This window comes from Streptomyces sp. NPDC093071, from assembly GCF_044754545.1.
Classification (GTDB): domain Bacteria; phylum Actinomycetota; class Actinomycetes; order Streptomycetales; family Streptomycetaceae; genus Streptomyces.
This window is the reverse complement of sequence record NZ_JBIVPH010000004.1, coordinates 251,164-269,591: the sequence shown is the minus strand read 5'-3', so window position 1 is coordinate 269,591 and position 18,428 is coordinate 251,164. Positions and strand designations below refer to the sequence as shown.

General features: G+C 73.6%; 18 protein-coding genes. 11 read left to right on the top strand and 7 right to left on the bottom strand.

Features of this window, described 5'->3' with window-relative positions:
- Positions 1-25: 25 nt before the first annotated feature.
- Positions 26-1,429, top strand: a complete 1,404-nt coding sequence (locus tag ACIQD7_RS18140) for a PLP-dependent aminotransferase family protein (RefSeq protein WP_402442682.1) — start codon at positions 26-28, stop codon at positions 1,427-1,429.
- 139 nt (positions 1,430-1,568) lie between these two features.
- Positions 1,569-1,940, top strand: a complete 372-nt coding sequence (locus ACIQD7_RS18135) for a ClpX C4-type zinc finger protein (protein ID WP_402442680.1) — start codon at positions 1,569-1,571, stop codon at positions 1,938-1,940.
- Here ACIQD7_RS18135 and ACIQD7_RS18130 read toward each other — a convergent pair.
- Together ACIQD7_RS18130 and ACIQD7_RS18125 are read right to left on the bottom strand one after the other, a co-directional pair.
- Positions 1,897-2,223: a hypothetical protein gene (locus ACIQD7_RS18130; RefSeq protein WP_402442679.1), complete on the bottom strand. Its 327-nt coding sequence runs from the start codon at positions 2,221-2,223 to the stop codon at positions 1,897-1,899. The two genes, ACIQD7_RS18135 and ACIQD7_RS18130, sit on opposite strands and share 44 nt — an antisense overlap.
- Positions 2,224-2,252: 29 nt before the next feature.
- A complete protein-coding gene (locus tag ACIQD7_RS18125) occupies positions 2,253-3,089 on the bottom strand; it encodes a hypothetical protein (protein WP_402442677.1) in 837 nt (278 codons plus the stop codon).
- 130 nt (positions 3,090-3,219) lie between these two features.
- Here ACIQD7_RS18125 and ACIQD7_RS18120 point away from each other — a divergent pair, with 130 nt between their 5' ends.
- The gene (locus ACIQD7_RS18120) at positions 3,220-3,528 is read left to right on the top strand and encodes a hypothetical protein (RefSeq protein WP_121832457.1); all 309 of its coding nucleotides are present in this window, start codon (positions 3,220-3,222) and stop codon (positions 3,526-3,528) included.
- A gap of 14 nt (positions 3,529-3,542) precedes the next feature.
- Entirely contained in the window at positions 3,543-4,727 is a 1,185-nt protein-coding gene (locus tag ACIQD7_RS18115; protein ID WP_402442676.1) for a glutathionylspermidine synthase family protein, read from the top strand.
- A 78-nt stretch (positions 4,728-4,805) separates the two neighbouring features.
- Here ACIQD7_RS18115 and ACIQD7_RS18110 read toward each other — a convergent pair whose 3' ends face one another.
- Both ACIQD7_RS18110 and rocD read right to left on the bottom strand, forming a co-directional pair.
- Entirely contained in the window at positions 4,806-5,501 is a 696-nt protein-coding gene (locus ACIQD7_RS18110; RefSeq protein WP_402442675.1) for a polysaccharide deacetylase family protein, read from the bottom strand.
- 128 nt (positions 5,502-5,629) lie between these two features.
- A complete protein-coding gene (rocD, locus tag ACIQD7_RS18105) occupies positions 5,630-6,835 on the bottom strand; it encodes an ornithine--oxo-acid transaminase (RefSeq protein ID WP_402442674.1) in 1,206 nt (401 codons plus the stop codon).
- 274 nt (positions 6,836-7,109) lie between these two features.
- Between rocD and glyA the strand changes: the two genes are divergently transcribed.
- From glyA to ACIQD7_RS18090, 3 genes are all read left to right on the top strand, one after another.
- A complete protein-coding gene (gene glyA / locus ACIQD7_RS18100) occupies positions 7,110-8,402 on the top strand; it encodes a serine hydroxymethyltransferase (protein WP_402442673.1) in 1,293 nt (430 codons plus the stop codon).
- Between the two features lie 225 nt (positions 8,403-8,627).
- A complete protein-coding gene (trpS, locus tag ACIQD7_RS18095) occupies positions 8,628-9,641 on the top strand; it encodes a tryptophan--tRNA ligase (protein WP_121832452.1) in 1,014 nt (337 codons plus the stop codon).
- 127 nt (positions 9,642-9,768) lie between these two features.
- Positions 9,769-10,359 carry a 2'-5' RNA ligase family protein gene (locus ACIQD7_RS18090; protein ID WP_121832451.1) on the top strand — a complete coding sequence of 197 codons (591 nt, stop codon included), beginning with the start codon at positions 9,769-9,771 and terminating at the stop codon, positions 10,357-10,359.
- A gap of 16 nt (positions 10,360-10,375) precedes the next feature.
- On the opposite strand, the gene ACIQD7_RS18085 is transcribed toward ACIQD7_RS18090, so the two are convergent.
- Positions 10,376-11,131, bottom strand: coding sequence for a decaprenylphospho-beta-D-erythro-pentofuranosid-2-ulose 2-reductase (locus ACIQD7_RS18085; protein WP_402442671.1), 756 nt, complete (start codon positions 11,129-11,131; stop codon positions 10,376-10,378).
- 19 nt (positions 11,132-11,150) lie between these two features.
- Positions 11,151-12,536 (bottom strand): FAD-dependent oxidoreductase, encoded by a 1,386-nt coding sequence (locus tag ACIQD7_RS18080; protein ID WP_402442670.1) that lies wholly within the window; start codon positions 12,534-12,536, stop codon positions 11,151-11,153.
- 213 nt (positions 12,537-12,749) lie between these two features.
- On the opposite strand from ACIQD7_RS18080, the gene ACIQD7_RS18075 reads away from it, so the two are divergent.
- On the top strand, positions 12,750-13,706 hold the full coding sequence (locus tag ACIQD7_RS18075) for a YihY/virulence factor BrkB family protein (protein ID WP_402442669.1): 957 nt from the start codon (positions 12,750-12,752) through the stop codon (positions 13,704-13,706).
- Here ACIQD7_RS18075 and ACIQD7_RS18070 read toward each other — a convergent pair.
- Positions 13,639-14,898, bottom strand: a complete 1,260-nt coding sequence (locus tag ACIQD7_RS18070) for a D-alanyl-D-alanine carboxypeptidase family protein (RefSeq protein WP_402442668.1) — start codon at positions 14,896-14,898, stop codon at positions 13,639-13,641. The two genes, ACIQD7_RS18075 and ACIQD7_RS18070, sit on opposite strands and share 68 nt — an antisense overlap.
- Before the next feature lie 109 nt (positions 14,899-15,007).
- On the opposite strand from ACIQD7_RS18070, the gene ACIQD7_RS18065 reads away from it, so the two are divergent.
- The 3 genes from ACIQD7_RS18065 (at position 15,008) to ACIQD7_RS18055 (ending at position 18,384) form a co-directional block, all read left to right on the top strand.
- A complete protein-coding gene (locus ACIQD7_RS18065; RefSeq protein WP_402442666.1) occupies positions 15,008-15,253 on the top strand; it encodes an SCO4848 family membrane protein in 246 nt (81 codons plus the stop codon).
- Positions 15,254-15,274: 21 nt separating this feature from the next.
- Positions 15,275-16,636: a metallophosphoesterase gene (locus ACIQD7_RS18060; protein ID WP_402442664.1), complete on the top strand. Its 1,362-nt coding sequence runs from the start codon at positions 15,275-15,277 to the stop codon at positions 16,634-16,636.
- A gap of 194 nt (positions 16,637-16,830) precedes the next feature.
- Positions 16,831-18,384, top strand: a complete 1,554-nt coding sequence (locus ACIQD7_RS18055; protein ID WP_402442662.1) for an ABC transporter substrate-binding protein — start codon at positions 16,831-16,833, stop codon at positions 18,382-18,384.
- Positions 18,385-18,428 lie beyond the last annotated feature (44 nt).

Below are 18,428 nucleotides of genomic sequence, written 5' to 3'. Positions count from 1 at the left end.
CGGCGCGGGGGTATGGTCCGTTCCCATGGCGAACGACTGGGCCGCTTTCGGGGCCGACCTCCATCTGGAACTGCGGGGGACGCGCCTGCGCGCGGGGCTCATGGACGCCCTGCGGGAGGCGGTGCGCAGCGGGCGCCTGGCGGCGGGGACCCGGCTGCCGTCCTCCCGCTCGCTCGCCGCCGACCTCGGCACGGCCCGCAACACGGTCGCCGACGCGTACGCCGAGCTGGTCGCCGAGGGCTGGCTGACCGCCCGGCAGGGCTCGGGCACGCGGGTCGCCGACCGGGCGGAGCCCCGGGACCGGCCGCGCCACCGGGCCCCCGCCACCCCTCCGGTCACGGCCACCCCCGTCCACAACCTCAAGGCGGGCACCCCCGACCTCGCCTCCTTCCCGCGCGCCGACTGGCTCAAGGCCTACCGGCGGGCGCTCACCGCCGCCCCCGACGAGGCCTTCGGGTACGGGGACCCGCGCGGCCGCCCCGAACTGCGCACCGCGCTCGCCGAGTACCTGGCCCGCGCCCGGGGTGTGCACGCCAGGCCCGGACGGATCGTGGTCTGCGCCGGGTTCGTGCACGGCCTGACGCTGATCGGCCGGGTGCTGCGGGACCGGGGGGCGCGGGCCGCGGCCGTGGAGTCGTACGGCCTGCGGGTCCACGCCGACGTCCTGGCCGGCGCGGGCCTGGACACCCCGCCGCTCCCCTTCGACGAACGGGGCACGCGGGTCGACGGGTTGACGTCCCTCACCGGCTGCGGGGCGGTCCTGATGACGGCGGCCCACCAGTTCCCGCTCGGCGGGGCGCTGCCCCCGGACCGGCGGGCGGCCGTGGTCGACTGGGCGCGGGCGTCGGGCGGGCTCGTCCTGGAGGACGACTACGACGGCGAGTTCCGCTACGACCGACAGCCCGTGGGGGCCCTCCAGGGCCTCGACCCCGAGCGGGTCGTCTACCTCGGCACCGCGAGCAAGTCCCTCGCCCCCGGCCTGCGCCTCGCCTGGATGGTCCTGCCGGAGGGCCTGGTGGACGAGGTGGCGGCGGCGAAGGGGGCCGTGGACTGGGTCTCCAGCGCGACGGACCAGCTGGCGTTCGCGGAGTTCCTGCGCTCGGGGGCGTACGACCGGCACGTCCGCGCGATGCGGCTGCGCTACCGGCGCCGCCGCGACCAGCTCGTGACGGCGGTGGCCGCGCACGCGCCGGAGACCCGCGTCGGCGGCATCGCGGCGGGCCTGCACGCCGTCCTCACCCTCCCCCCGGGCACCGAACGCCCGACCCTGCGAGCCGCCGCCCGCCACGGCATCGCCGTCCACACCGTCTCCCAGTACCGCCACCCCACCGCCCTCCCGGCCCCGCCCGCCCTGGTCGTCGGTTACGCCACTCCGTCGGACAGTGCGTGGCCGGGGGCGTTGGAGACGTTGTGCAGGGTGTTGCCCTGAGGCGTTTTTCGACCCGCCCCCGGAAGAACACCCACCGCACGCCCTCTCCTTGCTCTCCTTGTCAGGCTCCCCCTGACATCCCTACCCTGCGTGTCAGGGTCGACCTGACGGAAGGGTCGCCGGTGGAGGAGGGTTCGCGATGCTTCCCGAAACGACGGACCGCGACGGCCGGGCGTGCTCGTTCTGCGCCAAGCCCGAGGCCGAGGCGACCAAGCTGGTCGCCGGGCCCGGGGTGAACATCTGCACCGACTGCGTGGACCTGGCCGCCTCGATCGTCGCCGAGTACCGCCCGGGTCCGACCGAGCTGCGGATGCCGATGTGGGGCGAGCTGGCCGATGCCGAGATGCTGGAGCGGCTGCCCCGGGTCGCGGCACTCGCCGACCAGATCGAGGCCGACCTGCGCATGTGGGTCACGGAACTCCGGCGTCGCGGCGTGACCTGGACCAGGATCGGCCAGTCGCTGGGCATCACCCGCCAGTCGGCCTGGGAACGCTTCTCCGGGGAGGCGTGACCGGGAGGCCGCCCACGGCGGTGGCGGCCCCACGGTTCGGCGGATGGCCCCGCCGGGCGATGTCCAGGAGCAGGGGAGCGGCGAGCGCGGCCGCCGGGAACACCGTGCCGCTGTGGTCGTGGACGATCCCGCCGCAGCCGAGCAGCGACCCCGCCTCCGCCGCCCGCACCAGGTTCGACGCCCCGGAGAGGACCCGCAGCCCGGAGGCGACGCGCTCCGGCTCGTACCACCCGGGAGGGCCCGGCACCGCGCCCCAGGCCACCGCTTCGATCCGCTCCGGCACGGCCGGATCATCGCACGCGGCCGCGCTTCCTATTCCGGCCGGTGCGCGCGCCCGGTCTCCTGTTCCGGCGCCTCCCCGAACCGCGCCAGCGTCAGAGAGCCCGCCACCGCCACCGCGAAGCCGGTGACCGCGAGCCAGCCGAGGCCGGGGCGGGTCGTGTCGCCGAGCCACGCGACGCCGACCGCCGCCGGGCCGAGGGTCTCCCCGAGGACCATGCCGGCCGTCGCCGTCGTCACCGAGCCCCGCTGGAACGCCGAGGTCAGGAGCAGGAACGCGGCCCCGCCGCCCGCCAGGAGCGCGTACAGGGCCGGGTCCGCCGGGTCGAAGCCGTCGATCAGGCGGACCGCCACCTCCACCACCCCGAAGCCGAAGCCCGCACCCAGGCCGAGGGCGAGCGCGCGCGGGCGGTCCGGGAGCCGGCCGGCCGCCGCGCCGAGCAGCAGGATCCCGAACGCGACGGCCAGGAGCACCCAGTCCAGGGCCTCCGGGCCCGCCCGGTGGCCCTCCTTCCCCGAGGCGAGGGCCAGCATCGCGAGCCCCGCGCAGACCACCGCCACGGCCGTCCGCTCCACCCCGCTCAGCCGCACCCGGAGCACCCGCGAGGCGACGACCGCCGTCACCGCCAGGCTCGCCGCGAGGGCCGCGCCCACCACGTAGATGGGCAGCGTCCGCAGCGCCACGACCTGGAGGACGAACCCCAGCCCGTCCAGACAGAGACCGACGAGATATCGCCACTGCCGCGCCGCCCGCCACAGCAGCGCGACGTCGACGCCGCCGCCCGTGCCCGGCTCCGCGGAGCGGGCCGCCACCGCCTGGAGGACGGAGGCCGTGCCGTAACAGATGGCTGAAGCAAACGCACAAATCATCCCGAGGAGCACGAAACGACTGTAGGGCCTGCAGCCGGAAAGCACCGGACTGGACTGGCGGTCTCGGCATGTGTGACCGTGAGGGGCGCGGCCGTGAGGATCGCGACCGCGAAGGGGGAGGGTGACAGACATGCGGAGGCTGAGGTCGAGCACGGTGGTGCTCGGCGGGATGGGCGTGCTCGCGGCCACGATCACGGCGTGCGGCTCCGAACCGGACAAGCGGTGCGTGGACCGGCTGACCCGGGAGCAGCTGCCCCGTTACGAGTGCGAGAGCGGCAGCGGCGGCAGCGGGAGCAGCAGCGGCACCGCCGGCACCACGCCCCGGGGCTCCTACTACTACGGCGGCTCCGTCAGCGACCGGAAGGTGAGCGGCGGCAGCTTCGACAAGACCGCCGTCGACAGCGGCGGCTTCGGCTGCTCCCGCACCGGCGGCGGCTGAGGCGGGCCGGACGCGTGGAACGCCACACCATCGAACCCCGCCCGGACTGGCAGCGGACGGTCGAGGAGCAGGGGCTCGTCTATCCGCTGACCCGCCACCCCGACGGCTCGCTGCGCCCGTACTGGGACGAGAGCGCGTACTACTCCTTCTCGCTGCCCGAGGTCGAGGCGCTGGAGGAGGTCGTCGAGGAGCTGCACGCGATGTCCCTCGCCGCCGCCGCGCACATCGTCGAGAAGGAGCGCTTTGCGGAGCTCGGCCTCACCGACCCCCGGCTGGCCGGGCTCGTCGCCGAGTCCTGGCGCCGGCGCGACGAACTCCCCTCCCTCTACGGGCGGTTCGACCTCCGGTACGACGGCACCGGCCCGGCCAAGATGCTGGAGTACAACGCCGACACCCCGACCTCCCTCGTGGAGGCCGCGAGCCCGCAGTGGTTCTGGATGGAGGAGCGGTTCCCCGGCGCCGACCAGTGGAACTCCCTCCACGAGCGGCTCGTCGACGCCTGGAAGCGGCAGGCCCGCCTGCTGCCGCCCGGCCCCGTCCACTTCGCCCACTCGGACGGCGACGAGCTCGGCGAGGACCTGATGACGGTCGCGTACCTGCGCGAGACCGCCCAGCAGGCCGGTCTGGAGACCGAGGCGCTCTCCGTCGAGCAGATCGGCTGGGACCGGCTCTCGGGCCGCTTCGTCGACGACCGGCTCCGCTTCCTCCGCAGCTGCTTCAAGCTCTACCCGTGGGAGTGGCTGACCACCGACCGCTTCGGCCCGCACGTCCTGGACACCCTCGACAACGGCGGCGGCACCGGCACCACCTGCTGGATCGAGCCCGCCTGGAAGATGCTGCTCTCCAACAAGGCGCTGCTCGCGATCCTGTGGGAGCTGTACCCGGGCCACCCCAACCTGCTGCCCGCCTACCTCGACGGGCCGCGCGAACTCGCCACCACCACCGGCTGGGCCGCCAAACCGCTGCTCGGCCGCGAGGGCGAGGGCGTCACCCTGCACGAGGCCGGTACGGAGCCCCTCGTACGGGACGGGGAGCCCCACTGCTACCAGGGCCTCGCCCCGCTGCCCGACTTCGACGGCAACCGGGTCGTCCTCGGCGCGTGGGTCGTGGAGGACGAGGCGGCGGGCCTCGGCATCCGGGAGTCGGCGGGCCCCGTCACCGACGAGTACGCCCGCTTCCTCCCGCACGTGATCCTCTGACCGCAAGCGATCCTCTGACCGCACGCGATCCCGTGACCGTACGTGGTCCTCTGACCGTCCCGCCGGGGAGGGCCAGGGCTACTCGGGGACGTACTCCCTGAGCGGCGCGGGCCTCAGGCCCGCCTTCCCGGCCAGGGCCAGGGCCCGCTCCAGGTCCTGCTCCAGGGTCTCGTTGAAGTGCAGCAGGATGATGTCGCCGGCCTTGAGCTCCGGGGTCGGCGGGGTCCACTGGCCCCAGGTGGTGAGGTCGTGCGTCCAGGTCACCACGGCCTTCGCCCCGCAGGCGCGGGCGGCGGTCAGGGTGGTCGCGTCGTACGTGCCGTACGGCGGGCGCAGCAGCCGGGGCCCGTCCCCGAACCGGGCGAGGTGCTGGTCCCGGGCCCCGCAGAACTCCGCCTTCTGCCCGGCCGCGTCGAGCGTGGTCAGGTCCGGGTGGTTGACGGTGTGGTTCTCGACCCGGGACGGGCCGTGGTCGAGCAGGGCGCGGAAGTACTCGGCGTCGTACGAGTACGCGCCGGGCAGCAGGAAGAGCGAGGCGGGCACCCGCCGGTCGAGCAGCAGCTTCGCGGCGGCGGGGTCGTGGAACCAGCCGTCGTCGATGGTGATGAAGACGACCGGGTCGGTGGTCTCCACGTGCGAGAGCACGGGGACGGGGGCGGGCCAGGCCGTCTCCGGGACGGCGTGCGCGGGTCCCGTGACCGCGCCGACGAGTGCGAGCGGGACGAGGGCGGCGAGCGCGGCACGCACGGCGTGGCGCGAGCGGGGTCTCGGCATGGCCGCATCATTGGCCTAGACCAACTGCCGTGTCAATGGTCCGTGTTGGCTCAAACCGATGCCCCGCCCCCGCCGCCCCTTCCGGAACGGACCCGTCCTGAACCGGACCCGCCCCGTCCCGGACCCCCTCAGCCCGACAGCACCCCCCGCAACTGCTCGAGCCCCCAGTCCAGGTCCTCCTTCGAGATCACCAGCGGCGGGGCGATCCGGATCGTCGAGCCGTGGGTGTCCTTCACCAGGACCCCCCGGTCGAGCAGCCGCTCCGAGATCTCCCGGCCCGTGCCCTTCGACGGGGCGATGTCCACGCCCGCCCACAGCCCGCGCCCCCGCACCGCCTCCACCGCGCCGTCGCCCACCAGCAGCCCCAGCTCCGCGTGGAGGTGCTCGCCCAGCTCCGCCGCCCGCTCCTGGTATTCGCCTGTCCGCAGCATCGCGACCACCTCCAGGGCCACCGCGCAGGCCAGCGGGTTCCCGCCGAAGGTCGACCCGTGCTCGCCCGGCCGGAAGACCCCGAGCACGTCCCGGTCGGCCACCACCGCCGACACCGGCACCACCCCGCCGCCCAGCGCCTTCCCCAGCAGGTACACGTCCGGCACCACGCCCTCGTGGTCGCACGCGAACGTCTTCCCCGTACGGCCCAGGCCCGACTGGATCTCGTCCGCCACGAACAGCACGTTCCGCCGCCGGGTCAGCTCCCGCACCCCCGGCAGATAGCCGGCCGGCGGCACCAGGACCCCCGCCTCGCCCTGGATCGGCTCCAGGAGCACCGCCACCGTGTTCTCGGTGACCGCCGCCTCCAGGGCCGTCAGGTCCCCGTACGGCACGATCTCGAACCCCGGTGTGTACGGCCCGAAGTGGTCCCGGGCCTCGTGGTCTGTGGAGAAGCTCACGACCGTCGTCGTCCGGCCGTGGAAGTTGTTCGCCGCCACCACGATCTTCGCGTGCCCGTCCGGCACGCCCTTCACCTCGTACCCCCACTTCCGGGCCGTCTTCACGGCCGTCTCCACCGCCTCCGCCCCGGTGTTCATCGGCAGCACCGCCTCCTTGCCGCACAGCTCCGCGAGCCGCGCGCAGAAGTCGGCGAACCGGTCGTGGTGGAAGGCCCGCGAGGTCAGCGTCACCCGGTCCAGCTGGGCCTTCGCCGCGTCGATCAGACGCCGGTTGCCGTGCCCGAAGTTGAGCGCCGAGTACCCGGCGAGCAGATCGAGGTACCGGCGGCCCTCGACGTCGGTCATCCAGGCGCCGTCCGCCGAGGCGACGACGACCGGGAGGGGGTGGTAGTTGTGGGCGCTGTGCGCCTCCGCCGAAGCGATGGCGTCTTCTGTCCTCGACACGGGATCTCCGTTCGTCCTGCGGCCCGGGGCGGGTGCGGCCCCTTTTCCTATCGTCGCTCGCGCACCGGACGGGGAAACCTCCGACACGGCCCGCCGTCCGGCTAGGGTGGCGGCACGCACGGCGACTGGCGTACGGGGAAGCGACCCCGGGGGAGCCGTGCGCGGCAGACCACACGAGGCGCCGCCCGCCTGGGCGTCCCGGGACCGACGTCCCGCGTGGCGCCGCGCCCCACGCAGTGCCCCGGGACACCGACCACGCCCGGAGGACACCACCGTGACCACCACCGAAGCCACCCCTGCCGAAACCCCCGCCCGGCACCCCGCCCTCGCCGCCGCCGACCCCGAACTCGCCGCCCTCGTCGGCGCCGAGGAGCGGCTCCAGGCCGACACCCTGCGCCTCATCCCCAGCGAGAACTACGTCTCCGCCGCCGTCCTCGAAGCCTCCGGCACCGTCCTCCAGAACAAGTACAGCGAGGGCTACCCCGGCCGCCGCTACTACGAGGGCCAGCAGAACGTCGACCGGGTCGAGAGCCTCGCCGTCGAGCGCGCCAAGGCCCTCTTCGGCGTCGACCACGCCAACGTCCAGCCCTACTCCGGCTCCCCGGCCAACCTCGCCGTCTACCTCGCCTTCGCCGAGCCCGGCGACACCGTCATGGGCATGGCCCTGCCCATGGGCGGCCACCTCACCCACGGCTGGGGCGTCTCCGCCACCGGCTCGTGGTTCCGGGGCGTCCAATACGGCGTGCGCCGGGACACCGGGCTCGTCGACCTCGACGAGGTCCGCGACCTGGCCCTGAAGGAGCACCCGAAGGTGATCTTCTGCGGCGGCACCGCCGTGCCCCGGACCATCGACTTCGCCGCCTTCGAAGAGATCGCCCGGGAGGCCGGCGCCGTCCTCGTCGCCGACGTCGCCCACCTCGCGGGCCTGATCGCGGGCGGCGCCCACCCCTCCCCGGCCGGGCACGTCGACGTGATCTCCACGACCACCCACAAGACCCTGCGCGGCCCGCGCGGCGCCATGCTGCTGTCCCGCGCGGAGCACGCCAGGGCCCTCGACAAGGCCGTCTTCCCCGGCCTCCAGGGCGGCCCGCACAACCAGACCACCGCCGCCATCGCGGTCGCCCTGCGCGAGGCCGCCCAGCCCTCCTTCCGCACCTACGCCCACGCCGTCGTCGCCAACGCCAAGGCCCTCGCCGAAGCCCTCCTCGCCCGGGGCTTCGACCTGGTCTCCGGCGGCACCGACAACCACCTGATCCTGATCGACCTCACTCCGAAGCAGGTGCCGGGCAAGACCGCCGCCAAGGCCCTCGACCGGGCCGGGATCGTCGTCAACCACAACACCGTCCCCTACGACCCCCGGAAGCCCTTCGACCCCTCCGGCATCCGCATCGGCACCCCCGCCCTCACCTCCCGGGGCCTCGGCACCGCGCACATGCCGCTGGTCGCGGACTGGATCGACCGGGGCGTCACGGCCGCCGGCGCGGGCGACGAGGACGCCCTCGCCGCGATCCGCGCCGAGGTCGCCGGCCTGATGGCCGACTTCCCGGCCCCGGGCCTCCCCGTCTGACCCGTCTCACCCGTCCGATCCGACCGACCCGTCTGACCCGACCGTCACCGGAAGGGGGCGCGGACCGTCGCGCGCGCTGTGTTCCTGGTCTCATCCGCCACGGGGCACGGCCGCCGCGATCCGGCAACCGCGCCCCCGCGCGCGTACCACCGGCGCACCGGTCGGGAGGGACCCGTCCCCCCCGGTCGGGCGGGGACCGGTCCCGCACCTGAGAGAATGATGTGCATGGCCTTCGACAGTCCCCGTGTGCTCTCCGGAATCCAGCCCACCGCCGGCTCGTTCCACCTCGGCAACTACCTCGGCGCCGTCCGCCAGTGGGTCGCCCTCCAGGAGACCCACGACGCCTTCTACATGGTCGTGGACCTGCACGCGATCACCGTCCCGCAGGACCCGGCCGAGCTGCGCGCCAACACCCGGCTCGCCGCCGCCCAGCTGCTCGCCGCCGGCCTGGACCCGGAGCGCTGCACCCTCTTCGTCCAGAGCCACGTGCCCGAGCACGCCCAGCTCGGCTGGGTCATGAACTGCCTCACCGGCTTCGGCGAGGCCTCCCGCATGACCCAGTTCAAGGACAAGTCCGCCAAGCAGGGCGCCGACCGCGCCACCGTCGGCCTCTTCACGTACCCGATCCTCCAGGTCGCGGACATCCTGCTCTACCAGGCGAACGAGGTCCCGGTCGGCGAGGACCAGCGCCAGCACATCGAGCTGACCCGCGACCTCGCGGAGCGGTTCAACGGGCGCTTCGGCGACACCTTCACGATCCCCTCGCCGTACATCCTGAAGGAGACGGCGAAGATCTACGACCTCCAGGACCCGTCGGTCAAGATGAGCAAGTCGGCGTCCACGCCGAAGGGCCTCATCAACCTCCTGGACGACCCGAAGGTCACCGCGAAGAAGGTCAAGAGCGCCGTCACCGACACCGACACGGTGATCCGCTTCGACCCGGAGAACAAGGCCGGCGTCTCCAACCTCCTCGGCATCCTGTCCACCCTCACCGGGAAGAGCGTCCCGGAGCTGGAGAAGGACTACGAGGGCAAGATGTACGGCGCGCTCAAGACGGACCTCGCCGAGGTGATGGTGGACTTCGTCACGCCGTTCCGGACCCGCACCCAGGAATACCTGGACGACCCGGAGACGCTGGACTCCATCCTGGCCAAGGGCGCGGAGAAGGCCCGCGCGGTCGCCGCCGAGACCCTCGCGCAGACGTACGAGCGGATGGGCTTCCTGCCCGCCAAGCACTGAGTCCGAGGACCCTGGTCACGAGGGTGGTGCAGGCCGCACACTGGCGGCTGCACCACCCGCACGCCACCCGCGGGCGCGACGGCACGACACGCGCACCGATACGCACCGGACGACGGAGGAGAACGACGTGGGGACCGTAACGCTCGGCGTTTCGATCGCGGTCCCGGAGCCCTACGGCAGCCTGCTCCAGGAGCGGCGCGCCGGCTTCGGGGACCAGGCCGCGCACGGCATCCCCACCCACGTCACCCTCGTCCCGCCGACCGAGGTCCCCCGGGAGCGGCTGCCGGAGATCGAGGCGCACCTCGCGCGCGTGGCCGCCGGATGCCGACCCTTCCCGGTGCGCCTCAAGGGCACCGGGACCTTCCGGCCGCTCTCCCCGGTGGTCTACGTCATGCTGGCCGAGGGCGTCACCCCCTGCGACCGGCTCCAGCAGCGGATCAGGGACGCGGCGGGCCCGCTCGTGCGCGAGCTCCAGTTCCCGTACCACCCGCACGTCACCGTGGCGCACGGCATCTCCGAGGAGGGGATGGACCGGGCCTACGAGGAGCTCGCCGACTACGAGGCGGCCTGGACCTGCCGCTCCTTCGCGCTGTACGAGCAGGGCGCGGACCAGGTGTGGCGGAAGCTGTACGACTACGAGTTCGGCAGCGGCCGGCCGACCCCCGCCGTCCCGGCGCAGGGCGGCAGCCCGGTCGACACGCCGACGCCGAGCACCTGAGGCCGGGGCGGGCGCCTCACACCGGCAGCCGCCGGTACAGCGGCCTCGGCACGTGCCGTACGGCCGCCGTCACCATCCGCAGCGCCCCCGGCACCCACACCGTCTCCGAGCGGCGCCGCAGCCCGCGCTCGATCGCGGCCGCGACCTCCTCCGGGGTGGTCGCGAACGGCTCCTCCGGGCGCCCTTCCGTCGCCCGCGAGCGCACGAACCCGGGCCGCACCACCATCACGTGCACCCCGGTCCCGTACAGGGCGTCCCCGAGCCCCTGGGCGAAGGCGTCGAGGCCCGCCTTCGAGGAGCCGTAGATGAAGTCGGCGCGGCGGGCCCGCTCGGCCGCCACCGAGGAGAGCACCACGAGCGAGCCGTGCCCCTGCGCCTGGAGCGCGCCCGCGCACACCAGACCCGCCGAGACGGCGCCGGTGTAGTTGGTCCCGGCGACCCGGGCGGCGGCGACCGGGTCGGACTCGTCGCGCGCCTGGTCGCCAAGCACCCCGAAGGCGAGCAGCACCGTGTCGACGTCGCCCGCCGCGAAGACCGCGCCGAGCCGCTCCTCGTGCGACCCGGGGTCGAGCGCGTCGAAGGGGACGGTCCGCACCTCGGCCCCCAGCGCCCGCAGCGACGCGGCGGAGGCGTCGAGGGCGGGGGAGGGGCGGCCGGCCAGGTGGACGACGCGGGTGCGCCGGGCGATCATCCGGCGGGCCGTGGCGAGCCCGATCGCGGAGGTGCCGCCGAGGACGAGCAGGGACTGCGGTGCGCCGAAGGCGTCCTTCACGATCAGCTCCTGGAGGGTTCTAGAGACCGAGGCGGCGGGAGAGGTCGGAGACGAGCACGGACCGGGGGTCGAGCGCGGCCCGCAGCGCCCGGAACTCGCCGAGCCGCGGGTACGTCGCGGCCGCCACCTCCGGCCGCGTCCGCGCGTCCCCGGCCAGGCACACCCGGCCGCCCGCGTCCGCGACCTCCTCGTCGAGCGCGTCGAGGAAGGCGCCGAGCCCGGGGAGCCCGGTGGGCAGGTCGAGGGCCAGGGACCAGCCGGGGAGCGGGAAGGAGAGCAGGCCCGGACCGCCCGGACCGAACCGCTTGAGGACGGCGGGCGGGAGCGGCCAGCGCCGGTCCGCGATCCGCCGCACGATCCCCCGGAGCACCTCCTCCCGCCCGTACGGGAGGACGAACCGGTACGGGACGGAGCCCTCGGGCCCGTACAGCCGGTTCCAGTGCGGGACGGCGTCGAGGGGGTGGAAGACGCCCGACAGCGGCCGGAGCCGGCCGGTGGCGGCGCGGGACCCCGCCCGGTACCAGAGCGCGGGGAAGAGCACGGCGGAGGCGCCGAACAGCCCGCCGGGGACGTACGGCGGCGGGGCGGGCAGCCGGGCGGGCCGGAAGGCGAGCGGCGCGCGGCGGGCCGGGTGCCGGCGGGGCAGCGCGTCGTACGGGGTGGGGTTCCCGCGCGTGAGGACGGCGCGGCCGGTGGCGGCGCCCCGGGCGAGCAGGTCGACCCGGGCGGTGGAGTGCGCGTACCGGTGGTCGCCGTCGGCGAGCAGGGCGAGGAGCGCGTCGAGGTCGCGGGCGCGCTCGGTGTCCACGGTCATCAGGGAGGTCTCGACGGCCGGCAGCCGCAGGACGGCGGAGAGGATCACGCCGGTCAGGCCCAGGCCGCCGGTGGTGGCGTCGAAGAGCGGGGTGCCGGGCAGGACGGTCCTGACCTCCCCGTCGGCGGTGAGGAGTTCGAGGGAGACCACGTGCCGGCCGAAGGACCCGGCGACGTGCTGGTTCCCGCCGTGGACGTCGGCGGCGATCGCGCCGCCGACCGTCACGTACCGGGTGGCGGGCACGACCGGGACGAACCGGCCGAGCGGCAGCAGGACCTCCATCAGCCGGTGCAGGCTGACGCCCGCCTCGCAGACGACGGTCCCCGCGCGCGCGTCCACGGCCCGGATCCGGTCGAGGCCGGTCATGTCGAGGACGGCGCCGCCGGCGTTCCGGGCGGCGTCGCCGGGGGCGCGCCCGAGGCCGCGGGCGATCACGCCCCGGGCGCCGGGGGAGCGGAGGGCGGCGGCCACCCCGGCGGCCGCCTCGGCGGGGCCGCGCGGCCGGTGCACGCGCGCGAGGGTGGGGGCGGTGCGGCCCCAGCCGGTGAGGGCTTCGCAGTCGTCGTCCGGGACGCGGGTCTCGACAGCCATGGGCCGACCGTATAGGCGTCAATGTCGTTTATGCCGGTATTGCTCTATATGACGTGACGGTTCGTCGAAAGGGATGATGATCGGACAGGAGGCGGCCGGAGGAGAGAACCCGGCACCCGACGCCATGTCGATCGCGCATGGACCGCCCCGATGGGGGGATTCTCGTACTCCGGTCACCCGCGCAGCGCACGGATCGAGGGGTACACGCACGACATGGACTGGCTGACCAAGCTCCCCGTCATCGGCCCCTGGGTCGCCCGTTTCATGCGCACCCACGCCTGGCACGCGTACGAGACCCTGGACCGGGCCCACTGGACCCGGCTCGCCGCCGCCATCACCTTCCTCTCCTTCCTCGCCCTCTTCCCGCTGATCACCGTCGTCGCCGCGGTCGGCGCCGCGCTCCTCAGCGACGAGCAGCTCGACCGGATCGAGGACAAGATCGGCGAGCAGGTCCCCGGCATCTCCGACCAGCTGAACATCGGCGCGCTCGTCGACAACGCCGGCACCGTCGGCATCGTCGCCGGCGCCCTGCTCCTCTTCACCGGCATCAGCTGGATCGGCTCCATGCGGGAGTGCCTGCGCGCGGTGTGGGGCCTCGACGACATCGAGGGCAACCCGGTCCTGCTCAAGGGCAAGGACGCGCTGATCCTCATCGGCCTCGGCGGCGTCGCCCTCGCCTCGCTCGCCGCCTCCTGGCTCGGCTCCACCGCCGTCGGCTGGAGCGCCGAGCGGATCGGCGTCTCCGAGGGCGGGGCGGGCGGCGTCCTGCTCCAGACCGCCGCCGTCCTCGTCGGCGTCGTCGCCGACTTCCTGATCCTGCTGTACGTCCTGTCCCTGCTGCCCGGCGTCGAGCCGCCCCGCCGGGCGCTCGTGGTGGCCGCGCTCATGGGCGCGGTCGGCTTCGAACTCCTCAAGCTGCTGCTCGGCGGCTACATGAAGGGCGTCGCGGCGAAGTCGATGTACGGGGCGTTCGGCGTCCCCGTCGCCCTGCTGCTCTGGATCAACCTCACCGCGAAGCTGCTGCTGTTCTGCGCGGCCTGGACGGCCACGGCCGAACCCCGCAAGGAGCCGGACCCCGACTTCGGGGAGGCCGGCGACGGGACTAGCGGTCCCCGTCCCGGTCCCGGTCCCGGCGACGCGCCGCCGCGGCCAGCGGCCAGCGGCGGTTGACCAGGAACCCGGCGCCCGCCAGGAGCACCAGGACCCCGCCGGTCACGGCCAGCGCGGTCCCGACCCCGCCGGACCTGCCGGCCGCGACCGCCTGGACGGGCCGCGCCGCGGCGTTCCCGCCGGACGCGGGCTCCGTCGCGCCGACCGGCGCGGACGTCTCCGTACGGGCCGAGCGCGGCGGCACCAGCTCGCCCACCGGCCGCACCTTCCCGAGCGCGGCGAAGCCCCAGTCGAACAGCCGGGCGGTCTCCCGGTAGACCGCGTGCTGCTCCTTCGAGGACGGGTTCATGACGGTGACGAGCAGCACCCTGCCGTTCCGCTCCGCGACCCCCGTGAAGGTCGCGCCCGCGTGCGTGGTGTTGCCGTTCTTGACCCCGGCGATGCCCTGGTACGGCGGGACGCCGAAGTCGCCCGTGAGCAGCCGGTTGGTGTTCTGGATCTCGAAGGTCTCGCGCTTCTTGTCGCCCGGCTTCTTTATGCCGGGGAAGGCGGCGCGGGGGGTGGCGGCGTACTCGCGGAAGTCCGGCTTCGTCATGCCGTTGCGGGCGATGAGGGTGAGGTCGTACGCGGAGGAGACCTGGCCCGGGGCGTCGTAGCCGTCCGGGCTGACCACCTTGGTGTCGAGCGCCTGGAGCTCGGCGGCGTGCTCGTTCATGTCCCGCACGGTCCGCTCCAGGCCGTGGTTCATGTTCGTCAGGACGTGCACGGCGTCGTTGCCGGAGCGCAGGAAGACGCCGAGCCACAGGTCGTGGACGCTGTAGGTCTGCTTCTCCTTGACCCCGACCAGGCTGGAGCCCTCCCCTATGCCCGCCAGGTCCTGGGTGGTGACCAGGTGGTTCTGCGTCTTGGGGAACTTGGGCAGCAGGGTGTCCGCGAAGAGCATCTTCAGCGTGGAGGCGGGCGCGAGCGGCCAGTGCGCGTTGTGCGAGGCCAGGACCTCCCCGTTCTCCGCGTCCGCCACGATCCAGGACCGGGCCGACAGCTCCTTGGGCAGCACCGGCGCCCCGGCCCCGAGCCGCACCTGCGTACCGGGCACGCCGAGCAGCTCGCCGCCGACCTTGGACATGGAGAGGGGCGGCTTGGGCTGCGTGTCCTGGGCGTCCTTCCCGTCCGCGTGAGCGGGAGCGGCGAGGACGAACGGAAGCAACACAGCAGCGGCGACCGCCCAAGCGGTCTTCTTCGAAGCAGACACGGTCGTGAACGTACAGGTACGGAACAGAGATCCGAACTCCGGCAGGCGGTTCGAACCCGCCCGTCCACCCGGACGCGGGGGGCGGGAGGCCGGCGGCGATACTGGGAGCATGAAGCTCAGCCGTCGCGTCTCCTGGTTCCTGCTCGCGTTCGGGGTCTGGAGTTGGTTCATCTGGATCACCTTCGTCAAGAACCTATGGAACGACGGGAGCGGCCTCGCCTTCGACGACGCGGGCGACCCGACGGCCTACTTCTGGGTTCATCTGCTGCTTGCCGTCACGTCCTTTGTCCTGGGGACGGTGATCGGCGTCCTCGGGTTGCGCGGGGTGCGTGCCGCGCGCCGCGCGGGCGCCTAGAAGAAGAAGGAGTTCCGGGGCGTGGTCGTCTTCCTGCTGGTCCTGGTCGTGGTCCTCGCGCTGCTCGGGGGCGTCCACTGGTACGTGTGGCGGCGGCTCGTCCGCGATGTGACGGCGCCCGGCGGCCTGCCGCGCCGCCTGGGCACGGCCGCCGTCGTGGTCCTGCCGCTGCTCTCGCTCGCGGCCCTGGTCTCCGCCCGGGCGGGCGTGCCCTTCCCGGTCCAGCAGGTGATCGCCTGGCCGGGGCAGATGTGGCTCGCCGTGCTCCTGTACCTGGTCCTAGCCCTGGTGGCGGGCGAGGCGGTCCGGCCGCTCCTGCGCGCCTGGCTCGCCCGCCGGGCACCGGCCGCCGCGCCCGAGTCCGCGCCCGCTCCGGTGGTCCCCGAGTCCGAGCCCGTACCGGTCCCGGCCGCGCAGACCGCCCCGGACTCCGCGCCCGCCACGACCGGACCGGACTCCGCGCCCGCCACGACCGGCCCGACGGACCCGGCCCCCGCGACGGACGCCACACCCGCCCCGGCCCCCGCGAAGGACACCGCGCCCGCCCCCGCCGACCCCTCCCGCCGTCTCTTCGTCTCCCGGGTCGTCGGCGGCACCGCCGCCGCCGTCGCGCTCGGGACCGTCGGGTACGGCACGTACGGCGTGCTGCGCGGGCCCCGCGTCAAGCGGGTCACCGTGCCGCTCGCCAAGATCCCGCGCGCCGCGCACGGCTACCGGATCGCCGTCGTGTCCGACGTCCACCTGGGCCCGATCCTGGGCCGCGCCCACACCCAGCGCATCGTGGACGCGGTCAACTCCACCCAGCCCGACCTCATCGCGATCGTCGGCGACCTCGTCGACGGCACCGTCGAGGACCTCGGCCCCGCCGCCGAGCCGCTCGCCCGGCTCCGCGCCCGTCACGGCTCCTTCTTCGTGACCGGCAACCACGAGTACTTCTCGGGCGCCGACGCCTGGGTCGACCACGTCCGCGAGCTCGGCCTGCGCCCGCTGCGCAACGAGCGCCTGGAGATCGCCGCCGGCTTCGACCTCGCGGGCGTCGACGACGTCGCGGGCGAGAGCGAGGGGCAGGGGCCCGACTTCGGCCGGGCCCTCGGCGACCGCGACCGGGCCCGCGCCGCCGTCCTCCTCGCGCACCAGCCGATCGTCGTCCACGACGCCGTGCGCCACGGCGTGGACCTCCAGCTCTCCGGCCACACCCACGGCGGCCAGCTCTGGCCCGGCGAGTACCTCGCCGACCTGGCCAACCCGACCGTCGCCGGGCTCGAACGGTACGGCGACACCCAGCTCTACGTCTCGCGGGGCGCGGGCGCCTGGGGACCCCCCGTCCGGGTCGGCGCGCCCTCCGACATCACCGTCGTCGAACTCGCCTCGAAACAGGCGTAACCGGGGCCGGTCACTCCCCGCACCGAGAGTGATACGTGCTGCTCATCGGCTTAAATTCTCATATCCCGGACATATACCTGTCATGTGAAAGTTTCCTCTTCCACTTGTGAAAACCGTGTGATGGGATGACGCCATCGCGACGTTGCCGGGGGGTCGTCGCACCTGGGGTGGCACCAAAAAAAGGAAGCACGGCAATGCGGTCGACGGTCCGTCTGCGGATCCTCATCACTTGTGGAGTACTGGTGGCGGCCGGAGTGGGGGGCTGGCAACTCCTCCCCTCCGACGGCGACAGGACCGATCCGATCGCCGTCGGCACCACCGACGAGATCACCTCGCTCGACCCGGCCGGCGCGTACGACGCCGGCTCCTGGGCGATCTACAGCAACGTCTACCAGTCCCTCCTGACGTTCAAGCCGGGCTTCACCGAGCCGGTCCCGGACGCCGCCGAGAGCTGCGGCTTCGCGGGCACCGGCCTCACCACGTACCGCTGCACGCTCCGCGACGACCTCACCTTCTCCAACGGGCGGAAGATGACCGCCGAGGACGTCGAGTACTCCTTCGAGCGGATGCTGGGGATGAAGACGGACCTCGGTCCGCAGCCGCTCTTCCCGACCCTGAAGAGCGTCGACTCCGAGGGCCGCACCGTCACCTTCCACCTCAGCGCCAAGGACGTCACGTTCCCGCTGAAGCTGGCCACCGGCGCCGGTTCGATCGTGGACCGCGACCACTACCCGGAGAAGAAGCTCCGCGCCGACGCGGCGGTCGACGGCTCGGGGCCGTACGTCCTCAAGGAGTACAAGCCGGGCGAGTCCGCCCTCCTGGAGCCCAATCCGCGCTACAAGGGCGCCATCGCGAAGACCGGCCGCCCGGTCCTCGTGAAGTACTACGCCAAGTCCGAGGAGCTGGCCGGCGCCTGGAAGGCGAAGGACGTCCAGGTGACGCACCGGCAGCTCCCGCCGGACTTCGTCTCCACCCTGGAGACTTCGGACGGCACCCGGGTCACCGAGGCGGAGAGCGCCGAGATCCGCAACATCAACTTCAACGTCCGGCCCGGCACGCCCATGGCCGACAAGGCCGTGCGCCAGGCCGTCGCGGCGGTCCTCGACCGCCCGGCGATCACCACCGGCGCCTACAAGGGCACGGTCGAGCCGCTGTACTCCCTCATCCCGCAGGGCTTCGTCGGCCACAGCACCGCGTTCTACGACCTCTACCCGGAGCCGAGCGGCGCGAAGGCGAAGAAGATCCTGAAGGAGGCCGGGGTCGAGACCCCGGTGAAGTTCACCTTCGGCTTCCGCAAGGACGACACCTACGCCGCCGAGACCACCGAGATCAAGCGGCAGCTGGAGGAGACCGGCCTCTTCGAGGTCGAGACCGTCGAGGTCAAGTGGGAGGACTTCCAGAAGCAGTACGCGAAGGGCGCCTTCGACGCGTACACCGTCGGCTGGCTCCCCGACTTCCCCGACTCCGACAGCTTCACCGCGCCGCTCGTCGGCACCGGGAACACCCTGCACAACGGGTTCTCCAGCAAGCGGATCGACTCCCTGATCGCCTCGACGCAGCAGCTCAGCGACCGGTCGAGGGCGACCGGCGATTTCAAGGCGATCCAGAGCGAGGTCGCCGCCGACGTCCCGCTCGTGCCGCTGTGGCAGAAGAAGGACTACGTCCTGTCCACGGAGGCGGTCGCGGGCTCCCAGTACCTGACGGACGGCACCGGCATCTGGCGTCTGTGGGAACTCAGCTGGATCTAGCGGTGATTCGCCGTGGGGCCGTACTCGTGCGAGTACGGCCCCAC